The 11986-nt window shown below is 29.5% G+C and carries 12 protein-coding genes and 1 other RNA gene; all 13 read left to right on the forward strand.

What is annotated here, in order from left to right; genetic code table 11:
* Positions 1–2 precede the first annotated feature (2 nt).
* Positions 3–2006 (forward strand): type I DNA topoisomerase, encoded by a 2004-nt coding sequence (topA, locus tag RWN11_RS05515; protein ID WP_314160775.1) that lies wholly within the window; start codon positions 3–5, stop codon positions 2004–2006.
* Positions 2007–2293: 287 nt separating this feature from the next.
* A complete protein-coding gene (brnQ, locus tag RWN11_RS05520; RefSeq protein WP_314160776.1) occupies positions 2294–3628 on the forward strand; it encodes a branched-chain amino acid transport system II carrier protein in 1335 nt (444 codons plus the stop codon).
* 176 nt (positions 3629–3804) lie between these two features.
* On the forward strand, positions 3805–4647 hold the full coding sequence (locus tag RWN11_RS05525) for an ABC transporter ATP-binding protein (protein ID WP_314160777.1): 843 nt from the start codon (positions 3805–3807) through the stop codon (positions 4645–4647).
* Complete coding sequence (locus RWN11_RS05530; protein WP_314160778.1) at positions 4647–5408, forward strand: iron ABC transporter permease; 762 nt, start codon at positions 4647–4649, stop codon at positions 5406–5408. Before RWN11_RS05525 ends, RWN11_RS05530 begins: the two co-directional genes overlap by 1 nt.
* 12 nt (positions 5409–5420) lie before the next feature.
* Complete coding sequence (locus RWN11_RS05535; protein WP_314160779.1) at positions 5421–6185, forward strand: TerC family protein; 765 nt, start codon at positions 5421–5423, stop codon at positions 6183–6185.
* A gap of 278 nt (positions 6186–6463) precedes the next feature.
* Positions 6464–8122: an NFACT RNA binding domain-containing protein gene (locus RWN11_RS05540; RefSeq protein ID WP_314160780.1), complete on the forward strand. Its 1659-nt coding sequence runs from the start codon at positions 6464–6466 to the stop codon at positions 8120–8122.
* Positions 8123–8152: 30 nt separating this feature from the next.
* Complete coding sequence (locus RWN11_RS05545) at positions 8153–8860, forward strand: AzlC family ABC transporter permease (RefSeq protein ID WP_314160781.1); 708 nt, start codon at positions 8153–8155, stop codon at positions 8858–8860.
* Positions 8847–9173, forward strand: a complete 327-nt coding sequence (locus RWN11_RS05550; RefSeq protein WP_314160782.1) for an AzlD domain-containing protein — start codon at positions 8847–8849, stop codon at positions 9171–9173. The genes RWN11_RS05545 and RWN11_RS05550 overlap by 14 nt, the downstream gene beginning before the upstream one ends.
* 134 nt (positions 9174–9307) lie before the next feature.
* Positions 9308–9928, forward strand: coding sequence for a guanylate kinase (gene gmk, locus RWN11_RS05555; protein ID WP_060913708.1), 621 nt, complete (start codon positions 9308–9310; stop codon positions 9926–9928).
* 9 nt (positions 9929–9937) lie between these two features.
* Positions 9938–10135, forward strand: a complete 198-nt coding sequence (gene rpoZ / locus RWN11_RS05560; RefSeq protein ID WP_314160783.1) for a DNA-directed RNA polymerase subunit omega — start codon at positions 9938–9940, stop codon at positions 10133–10135.
* Between the two features lie 54 nt (positions 10136–10189).
* Positions 10190–10565, forward strand: an RNA gene (gene rnpB / locus RWN11_RS05565) — RNase P RNA component class B.
* A gap of 56 nt (positions 10566–10621) precedes the next feature.
* Positions 10622–11749: a class I SAM-dependent RNA methyltransferase gene (locus RWN11_RS05570; protein ID WP_294681154.1), complete on the forward strand. Its 1128-nt coding sequence runs from the start codon at positions 10622–10624 to the stop codon at positions 11747–11749.
* A 78-nt stretch (positions 11750–11827) separates the two neighbouring features.
* Positions 11828–11986 (forward strand): Rrf2 family transcriptional regulator (locus RWN11_RS05575; RefSeq protein ID WP_314160784.1); only part of this gene is annotated, 159 nt, incomplete at its 3' end.

The raw sequence follows: 11986 nt of genomic DNA on the forward strand, positions 1-11986 counted from the left end.
CTATTGAAAAATATCTAGGGAAAAAATATAGAGTAATATCTTCAAAAGGTCATGTAAGAGATCTTCCTAAAAGTAGAATGGGAGTAGAAGTGCTAGATAATGGAAATGTAGATGTTGATTACATTTCTATAAGAGGGAAGGGTGATGTAATTAAGTCTTTAAAAAAAGAAGCCAAAGGAAAGAAAGTATTCCTAGCATCCGACCCCGATAGAGAAGGAGAGGCAATAGCTTGGCATATTGCACATATTTTAGGATTAGATAATAATTCTGATAATAGAATTGTTTTTAATGAAATAACAAAAGACGCGGTAAAAGATGCAATAAAGCATCCACGTAAGATAAATACTGATTTAGTTCAGTCACAACAAGCTAGAAGAATATTAGATCGTTTAGTTGGATATAATATTTCTCCTGTACTTTGGAAAAAAGTAAAACCAAAGCTATCTGCTGGAAGAGTACAAAATGCAGCTCTAAAGCTAATTGTTGATAGAGAAGAAGAAATTCAAAAATTCGTTCCACAAGAATATTGGTCTATGCCAATCGATTTTATAAAAAATAGAAAAGTCTTAATGGCTAATTTCTATTCTTATAAAGGTGAAAAACTTAAACTTGAAAGTAAAAAAGATGTAGATAATATAAGAAAAGCAATAGTAGGTGATACATTTAAAGTTATTGATGTAGCAAAAACTAATAAGAATAGAAATGCACCGAATGTTTATATCACTTCTACAATGCAACAAGATGCTTCAAGAAAGATTAATTTTAAAACTCGTAAGACAATGAGTGTAGCTCAAGAGTTATATGAAGGTATAAATCTTAAAAAGTTAGGTGGAGTTACAGGTTTAATTACATACATGAGAACGGACTCTACAAGAGTTTCTGATGAAGCGGTTAAGATGGCTAGTGATTATATACTAAACAATTTTGGTAAAGAATATCTAGTATCAGCAGTAAAAGCTAGAAAATCAAGTAAGAATGTTCAAGATGCTCACGAAGGAATTAGACCTACGAATATTAATTTCACACCTGACAGCATTAAAGAATACTTATCTAATGATCAATATAAATTGTATAAACTTATATGGGAAAGATTTATTGCAAGTAGAATGAGTGCAGCTGTTTATGAAACGAGTACAACTACATTTGAAAATAATAAGGTTATATATCGTGGAGCACATTCTAGGCTACTGTTTAATGGATTCTTAGCTGTATTGAAGGAAAAAGAAAAAGTAAAACTTGCCCCAGAATTTGAAGTTGGAGAAGATGCAAAAGTTAAAGAAATTAAAGAAGAACAGCATTTTACTCAACCACCTGCACGCTATTCTGAAGCTAAACTGATAGCTGAGCTTGAAGAATTAGGAGTAGGACGCCCTTCAACTTATGCAACAATTGTTGATACTTTACAAAAAAGATATTATGCAAAATTACAAAACAAAGTATTTACACCAACTGAATTAGGAACATTAGTTAGTAAGATAACAGAACAATATTTTCCTGATATAATAAACACTAAGTTTACAGCTAATCTTGAGAGTCAATTAGACGATATAGCAGAAGGTAAAGTAGGCTGGGAAAAAACTATATATAATTTCTATAGTAATTTTAGAAAAGATGTTGAAAAAGCAGAAACTGAAATGGAAAAAGTAGAAATTAAACAAGAATTTACTGGAGAAAGCTGCCCAGAGTGTTCTTCACCACTTGTATTTAAGTTGGGTAAATTTGGTAAGTTTATTGCTTGTTCTAACTTCCCTGATTGTAGATATACAAATACTATTCAAAAAAAGGTAGGGGTAGTCTGTCCAAAATGTAAGAAACATGAGATTTTAGAGAAGAAATCTAAAAAAGGAAAGTTATTCTACGGTTGTGAAGGATTCCCAGAATGTGATTTTGTGTCATGGGATAAACCTATAAATAGAAATTGTCCAAAATGTGAGAATATCTTATATGAAGGAAAAAAAGGTGTTCATTGTGCACACTGTGATTATAAAGAAGAACAAAAAAAATAGAAAAATTTTAAAAAAAGATTTAATAATTGTTTTCGATTATTAAATCTTTTAAATTTTTTTTAAATTTTATTTTTAGTATTATACTAATTATATGAAACTGATTACATTATTGAATTATTTGGATTGGAAACGGAGAACTTCACTTATAATTTCATTCAATTGTCAGAAAATTTAAAACATTTATCCAACAAAAAAAGAAATAATTTTAAAAAATATATTGACAAAAGTTAATAAATATATTATTGTATATAACATACTAAAAAAATAAAAAATTTGAAGGAGATGACATGTTGAAATTTTTAAAGAAAAATCCATACGTATCAATCGGACTTATGTTATTTGCATTATTCTTTGGAGCTGGTAATTTAATTTTCCCAGCATTCTTAGGACAAAACGCTGGAACAAACTTATCTACAGCGATGATTGGCTTTATTATTATGGGAGTGGGATTACCACTATTAGGAGTTATTGTAATGGGGTATTCAGGAGCTGAAGACCTATTAGACTTATCAAGTAGAGCAGGGAAAGTATTTGGTGTTGCTTTTACGACTTTATTATACTTAACAATTGGACCTTTCTTTGCAATCCCTAGAACAGGGACAACTACTTATGAATTAGGATTATCAAGCCTTGTAGCCCCAGAAAATACTACAATTGCTCAAGCGATTTTCTTAGCATTCTTTATGGGGCTTACATTATGGTTAGCTATAAGTCCTAATAAATTAGTAGATAGAATCGGAACTGTAATCACACCAGTTTTATTACTATCAATGGTTGTCTTAATCGTAGCATCATTAGTTAAACCAATGGGCGTTGCTCAAGAACCTACAAAAACATACCAAACGACTTCATTAGCATTTACGAATGGTCTTATGGAAGGATATAATACAATGGATGCTTTAGCATCATTAGTATTTGGTATTATCGTAATTAACTCTGTTAAACTTTACGGAGCAAAAACTAAAAAAGAAGTATTTAACAATGCAGCTAAATCAGCAATTATTGCTGCTGTGTTATTAGCTTTAGTATATGTATTTATCTCTAATATCGGAGCAACATCAGTTTCTGTTTTAGGATTACAGAAGACTGGAGCTGGAGTATTAACAGGAGCAACAACATATTACTTTGGTAATGTTGGAAAATTATTACTATTTGTTATCGTATTCTTAGCTTGTTTAACTACAAGTGTTGGTTTAGTAACAGCTTGTGCTTCATTCTTCGTAAGATTATACGATAAAGTTAGCTATAAAACTTATGCTGTTGCATTAACATTATTCTCATTCGCAGTGGGTAACTACGGATTAGCAGCAATCATCCAAGGAGCTGTTCCGGTTCTTGTTTTACTATACCCATTGACTATGGTATTAATCTTACTAGGATTTTTAAATAACTTCTTCGGTGGGAAAAAAGTAGTTTATGTTTGTACAGTTGTATTTACAGGATTGTTTAGTTTATATTCTACTGTAGTTTCAACATTTAAACTTGCAGTTCCTGCAGTTGATAATGTACTAGCTAAAGTAAACTTCCTTCCAGTACCAGCTGATTTTGCATGGTTAAACTATGCGTTAATCGGATTTGTACTAGGAATTGTACTTTCATTCTTTGTAAAAGAAAATAAATAATCACATCTAAGATGGTAGAAGATATTTCTTCTATCATCTTCTATTTTTTGACTATTGTTTTTGACATTAAGTTAAAGCAATGGTATTATTATAAGATGTAATCTAATATTTAATAGAGATAAAAATTAATATAATAACAGAATGTTACATTAATGTTATTTTTTATAGGAGAAATAATGGTTTTAGAATTTAAAGGATATAGAAAAAAAATAAAAAAAGATACAATATTAGAACTTGATTTTGCAGTTGATACTGGGGAAATCTTAACAATTGTTAATAATAGTTGTGCAAGTTTAGGTATGCTAAAAGAATCATTTAGACAAAGAACAAAGTTTAAAGGAGAGATTCTTTTCGATGGTGAGAATATAAATAATCAGAAACTTTTATTTGCTAAAGATTTTGGTTTTTATAATGATTTATCATTATTAAAAAATATAAAGAAAGCATTGGCTTTATTCAATATAAAAATCTTGGAAGAAGAGTTAATTAATGACTTGGAGTTTTTAGGCTTAGAATCTTCAAAAAAATATAAAGAATTAAAAGCGAATGAAATAACAAAGTTTCATATTCTGTTTTCAATTTTAGTGGATCAAAATGTATTGATTGTTGACAATACAGAAGAGGACTTAACGCTTGAGGATAAAGAGACGATAAGTGAATTGATTCTTGACAAATCAAATAATGCTAACGTTATTATTCTAGATACAATGCTTAATAGACATAATAGTATTGCTGATAAAGTTTTAGTTATTACAGATAGTATTAAATCATATTTTGGAAGTTTAGAGGATTTATTAATCTTAAAACAACTTATGGCTATTAATGTATCTAGTCAAGATAGATTAGATGAAGTACTAACTGGATATCAATTTACTATTTATCATAATAATGAAATAGTTGTGAGAGAAGATGTTCTTGAAGAAGTCGTTTATGCTTTATTAAAAAATGATATAGAAGTATTTCAAATTCGTAACTTGGGTGAAAAAATAAAATTATATGAGGGCGAGGCTGATTTATAATGTTGTTTTCAGTAGAATTTGGAAAGTTGTTTAGACGAAAATTTAATTATTTATTTTTAATTATTTTAGCATTAATTAACTTTGCATTTGTATATAAAGTGGATACATTGGCGACATTTTATGATATGTCAATCGTAAATATTATGTTTTCTATTGTGGTAAAGATAAATTTAGTTTTAGTAATTTTCATTATGGGATTAAATTATATATATTCGTATAGAGAAGATTATATTTCAAAAGTCAGCGTACTTTTAATTATGAGAAAAAAGAAAAGTATTCGAGATATCTCTGCTATTTTAGCTAATTTAATTTATTTTTTAGGTTACTACGTTATAGTAATCTCATGTCTTTTAGGTATTATTTTCTTACGTAAGAGAAATATCTTTGAAGAATTAAAAACAATAATGATTAATGTTGGTACATTAGGAGCATATGCTACGATGTTAGTTTTATTATTCGTGTTTGCTAATCTTATTTTCTTATTAGCTTTAACATTGTTTAATAATACAAATCTAGCGATTTCATTTTCACTTTTATATTTTATAGGTGGTGAAGTGATAGCGAATATGATTAAAGCACGTTTGTCTGTTCCGGCGATTAGAGTAGATAATAGTGTATTAACTATCTTTACGAAATCATTTAATCTATTAAATCAAAATATTACATTTAACCTAGGTAGTTTTTTACCGCTAGTGTTAAATATGATAGGATTGATGATTGTTATAGTTATTGTTAGATTTATGAAAAAAATAATAGGATAGAAGGAGATAATAATGGATTCACAGATACTAATTCAATATGTAATAGTATTATTAAGTTTAGTGTTATTAGAAGGCTTACTATCAGCTGATAATGCTATTGTTCTAGCTGTCATGGTTAGACACTTGCCTCCAAAAGAGCAAAAACATGCATTAATGTATGGTCTGGCTGGAGCTTTAATATTTAGAATCATAGCGATTTTTTTAATTACGGTATTAGCACAGTATTGGGAAATTCAAGTTTTAGGTGGGTTATACTTGCTATATATGGCAGGTGCGCATATTAAAGAATTTTTCGATAAGAGAAAACAAGGTAATGAAACTGAAGAAATTGCTGAACCTAAAAAACAAAGTGGTTTTTGGGCGACTGTAATTAAAGTTGAGCTTACTGATGTAGCTTTTGCGATTGATTCAATTTTAGCTGCAGTAGCGATTGCCATAACACTACCACATATTTCTGAAACCTCAATTGGAGGTATTAACCTTGGTCAATTCTCAGTAATGGTAATAGGTGGATTTATAGGTGTAGTAATTATGCGTTATGCAGCTAATATATTTATCAAAGTTTTGGAAACTAAACCTGGTTTGGAAATCGCCGCATTCCTTATTGTTGGTTGGGTTGGTATTAAGCTATTTGTGATTGCAGCTGCTCATGAAAAATTAGCACTTATTCCGCATGAGTTTCCACATTCTACACTTTGGACTGTTATTTTCTGGGTCGTACTACTTGGATTATTAGTGTGGGGAGTATTAGTTTCAAAAAGATTTGAAAATAAATAATATTTTAGAAAAGGCTGACCTGAAAGCCTAAACCTTAAAAAGTCTATATAATAACTCATAGATGTAGTGGCTTATTGATATTTAAATTCGCTTTATAGAAGCTTTTTAGATATCAATAAACTTTGCGGGGAGGACTCTACAAAATCTTATTTCTTCGAAATCACGATTTTGTAGAGTCCTCCCTTTTTTAGTATTTGTATATTTTTTATTTTCATATACACAAATTGATATCTATGATATAATTTTGAATTATATATTAAAATACAAGGAGGATAAAAATGGCATTTGATGGTTTTTTCATAAGAAAAATGGTGAAAGAATTAGAAGAAAATATATTAAATGGTCGTATAAATAAAATAAATAATTTATCAACAGACGAATTTGTATTTTCTGTTAGAAAAGGAAAGAATTTAAAATTGTTTTTATCTGCAAATTCAAGTGCATCTAGAATACAGTTAACAAATAATAGTTTTGAAAATCCTTCAACACCTTCGAACTTTTGTTCAGTACTGAGAAAGTATTTAACAGGTGGAATAATATTAGAGATTAATCAAGTTAATAATGACCGAATAGTAATTTTTAAAATTAAAAACTTTGATGATTTAGGATATGAAAAGTATTATTATCTAATTTCGGAATTAATGGGTAAACACTCAAATATAATATTAACTAATGAAGATAATATAATCTTAGAGTCTTTAAAAAATAGCTACAGCCTTGAATATAAGAGATCGACTATATCCAATATGGAATATACCCTTCCTCCGACTGTTGAAAAAATTAATCCATTTGATTTTAGTCGCTATAGTGATACTGATTTTTCTATTGATGATAAGAAATTCTTAATGAAAAATTTCTACGGTGTTTCAGCATTACTGAATAATTATTTTGAAAAAAAATCGGAAGAAGATTTGAAAAATTCATTTATTAGTTTTTGTAAAGAATTCGATAATTACTTTAAACCCGTTTTACTTGAAGAGAATAATAAGAAGGATTTTTATTTCTTTGAAGTTAAAGAGTATAGTAGAGATTTTGAATCATTGTCACAATTATTAGATTACTACTACATGGATATAGCTAGAGAGTCAATAAATAAAAATACTGACAGAAAGCTTTTTAATTTTGTTAATTCTAAAATAAATAGATTAAATAAGAAAATTGATATATTAAAAGATGAACTGGAACAAGCTAATAATAGAGATGATTATAAATTAAAGGGACAACTTCTAATTTCAAACATTTATTTATTTAAAAAAGAAATACCAGAGATTGTAACACTGCAAAATTTTTATAGTGAAGATTTATCGGATATTGAGATTGAGTTAGATCCAAATCTAACTATTGAGAAAAATTCAGAGAAGTACTTTAATTTATATAAAAAAAATAAAAGAACTATTGAGAATTTGATTGAACAAATAGAGATTGCAAAACAGGATTTAGGATATTTTGAGACTATTAAATTCCAAATTGAAAATGCTGATAAAACGGACATAGCGGAAATCAAAGAAGAATTGATTGCTAATGGAATATTAAAAGAAAAGATTAAGGTTAATAAGAAAAAGAATAAGAGTAATTATTTTATTGTTAATCATAATGGTGTAGCTATATATGTTGGAAAAAATAATCTTCAAAATGATGCGATTACTAATAAATTAGCAAGACGAGACTATCTATGGTTTCATGCGAAAGACATTCCTGGTAGTCATGTGGTAATCTTTGATAATAATCCTAGTGAAGAAACAATAGAAGTTGCATCAATGTTAGCTGCTTATTATTCGAAGTTTAAAAATGAAGAGTATGTTAATGTTGATAGAACGTTAATTAAAAATGTAAAAAAAATATCTGGTGCTAAACCGGGCTTAGTAACTTATACCGGACAAAAAACTGTTAAGCAAAAAATTGATAAAAATCTTATAGGAGAGCTTTTAATGAAATAAAATAATTAACTAGTCAAGGAAGGTGAACATATGAATGATAAATTAGACGTAAAGGCTGGTGTAAAAGACACATTACCGACAGTTTTTGGATATATAGGCATAGGATTAGCCTTTGGAATTATTGCAAGTTCGGTTGGGCTTAATCCTTTCTTTGTTGGAGCGATGTCGTTATTTATATATGCAGGTGGTGCTCAATTCATAACTGTAAGCATGCTTTCTAGTAGTTTTCCTATACTCTCAATTGTCTTAGCAACATTTTTAATCAACTCAAGAATGATATTGATGAGCATGGCAACAGCTCCATTTTTCAAGCGATACAGTGTATTTAAAAATATTATAATTGGTACTTTTTTAACTGATGAGAGTTTCGCTTTAGGAATGAATAAACAAAACTATACTAATGGAAGGTTGACTTATGAATGGTTCAATACTGCAAACCTAGTATCTTATTTTACATGGGTTGCGTCATCGGTACTAGGTGCATTACTAGGTGGAATAGTTAAGGATCCTAAGGCTTTAGGTTTAGATTTTGCGCTAGTAGCGATGTTTATAGGATTGTTATATTTACAAGTTATTTCAGATTTTACTATCAAGAAAAAAGTACAATTTTTAGTAATTATTGTTGTATTCTTCTTAGTATATTTTGGAATGATTTTTATTCCAAGTAATTTATTAATTATAGCAGTTACTTTAATAGGATGTGCGATAGGAGTGGTATTGAAAAATGTTATCTACTAACTATATAATATTAACAATATTAGGATGTTCAATTGTTACTTGGTTATCTAGGGTACTTCCATTCGTATTATTGAAGAAATTCGATTTACCTAAACCGGTTATAGAGTATCTTAGTTTTGTACCGATTGTAATAATGTCGGCTTTATGGTTCAATAGTCTATTTATTCAAAAGATTGGGGAGTTTCCTCAAATTAATTATGAAAATCTACTTGCTTCTCTACCTACGGTATTAAGTGCAATCATTTCAAAGAGCCTCTTGGTAATAGTTGTAGTAGGAATAGTTTCACTAGCAATTATTAGACTTGTACTTTAAAAATAAAAATTAAGAATTTTAAGAAAATATTATTGAATTAATTTACAACTTAAATATACATGTTTATAGTTTAAATTTTTTTCGATTTATGGTATCATAAAAAGATAATAAAACATAACAGAAGGATACGAAAAATGGAGAAAGGATTATTAATAGTTCTTTCAGGACCTTCAGGAGTAGGTAAAGGTACTGTTAGAAAAAGAATTTTTGAAAGTAATGATGTTGACTTCGAATATTCAATTTCAATGACGTCAAGAGGTATGAGGCCTGGTGAAGTGGACGGGGTTGATTATTTCTTTAAGACAAAAGAAGAATTTGAATCTTTAATTCAACAGGGTGAGTTATTAGAATATGCTCAATATGTCGATAATTATTACGGAACTCCCGTTAAATATGTAAGGGAGACGATGGAAAAAGGAAAAGACATATTTTTAGAAATTGAAGTACAAGGTGCAGGACAAGTAAAAAGTAAAATTCCGGATGCTTTATTTATATTTTTAGCACCACCTAGTATTGGTGACCTTAAAGAAAGATTAAAAGGTCGTGGAACTGAGAGTGATGAAGTAATAGAGTCACGTATAGCAAAAGCTAAAAAAGAAATTAATATGATGCATTTATACGATTATGTAGTTGAGAATGACGAAGTGGATAAAGCTGTAGAAAGAATTAGAGCAATTATACTTAGTGAGCATTTAAAACGTGAACGTATTGAGATGAAGTATAGAAGAGCATTGTTAGAATTAGAAGAAATGTAGGAGAAAAAAATGTTATATCCAAAATTAGACGTATTAAAATCAAAAGTAAATTCAAAATATATGCTAGTATCATTAGCAAGTAAAAGAGCAAGAGAACTATTTGCAAATCCAGAAACAAGCAAACTAGACAAATACACTTCTCATAAAGAAGTAGGTAAAGCGCTAGAGGAAATTGCTGAAGGTAAAATTTCTGTATTAGGAAAATAGTTTAAATTATTGTTTACAAAATAGTATTTTTAGTGTAAAGTAATATAAGTGTTTTTCTTTGAGTGATCGCGGCAGAAATGCTGAGGAAAGTCCATACTCACACAGGCTGAGATGCCTGTAGTGTTCAACGCTAAACGAAAAAATAAGTTTAGGCACCTTATGGTGACGGCAGAAAATATGACCTAAGTAGTTTTCTATATGGTTATATATCTTGAAAGTGCCACAGTGACGGAGTTCTTATAGAAATATAAGAAGTGGAACGCGGTAAACCCCTTGAGTGAGCAATTCAAATTTTGGTAGAAGCACTTATTCCGCAGAAATGAATGTAGGAATAGGAAATATATATATTTAGACAGATGATCACAGCTATTTTTACGAGAGTAGACTAGTCTCGTTTGAGTAAGATAGATACAGAATATGGCTTATGATAAGAAAAACAACTAGTTCTAGGGGCTCTTAGGAGCCCCTTTTTTTAAGGAGGAAGAGATGAATTTTAATTTAGTAGCAACAACCCCGATGGGAATTGAAGCAATTGTAGCTAAAGAAGTGCAAGAATTAGGTTATGAAACAAAAGTAGAAAACGGGAGAGTATATTATTCAGGAGATAAGAGAGCGATAGTACGTTCTAATCTGTGGTTAAGATGTGCAGATAGGGTTAAAATCGTAGTTGCACAATTTCCTGCGTATACTTTCGAAGAACTTTTTGAAAAAACTAAAGAAATAGAATGGGATAAATATCTTCCAGTTGATGCCAAATTCCCTGTAGATGGACGAAGTCATAAGTCTACACTATTCAGTGTTTCTGACTGTCAGTCAATCGTTAAAAAAGCAATTGTTGAGAAAATGAAGAAAAGCTATGGAGTTACAGGGTGGTTAACCGAGACAGGAGCTAGATATAGACTAGAGATTATTATGTTAAATGATATTGCAACTATCCTATTAGATACTTCTGGAGATGGATTGCATAAGCGTGGATACCGTGCTAAACAAGGGACAGCTCCATTGAAAGAAACATTAGCAGCAGCAATGGTTAAACTTACAAACTGGAAAGGTGAAACACCATTATATGACTTATTCTGTGGATCAGGAACATTATTAATAGAAGCAGCTATGGCAGCACAAAACATGGCACCTGGAATTAATAGAAACTTTGACTTTGAAAAATGGCCATGGATGCCGAAAAGTCTTGTTGATGAAGAAAGAAATAAGGCAGAAGATCTTATTGATTATGATAAAGAATTAGAATTATATGGTTCTGATATTGATCCTAAAATGATAGCGACTGCTGAAAATAATGCTGAAGAAATCGGATTAGCGGGAGTTATTAAGTTTAAACAGATGTCAGTTTTTGATTTTGTAGCGAAGAAGGAAACTGGTTGTGTAATTGCGAATCCACCATATGGCGAACGTTTAGGTGAGAAAAAAGAAGTAGAAGCTATGTATAAATTTTTAGGAACGGAACTTAAAAATAAGAAACATTGGTCACTTTATTTATTAACATCTCATAAAATGTTTGAACATTTATACGGGAAAAAGGCAACGAAAAGAAGAAAGTTATTTAACGGTTCCATTGAATGTACCTATTATCAATACTGGGGAGAAAAATTAAGATAACATTTGACAATTATAAAAATATATCATAAAATAAGGATGTAAGTAGAGTTATATACAAAAAGAAAAGAGGTTGAGTTTATGCATTTAACAAAAAGTACGGAACAAGCAATCTGTATAATGGTGATGTTATACCTTCAAGATAGGCATGTTTTCTTGAATTCTAAGGAAATTAGTCAGCGTTTAAATATTTCTCCAACATATCTGAAAAAAATTATGAGAAAATTGGTTGTCAATGAT

Origin of the sequence: uncultured Gemella sp., assembly GCF_963519265.1 — a bacterium.
In the GTDB taxonomy this organism is placed as follows: Bacteria; Bacillota; Bacilli; order Staphylococcales; family Gemellaceae; genus Gemella.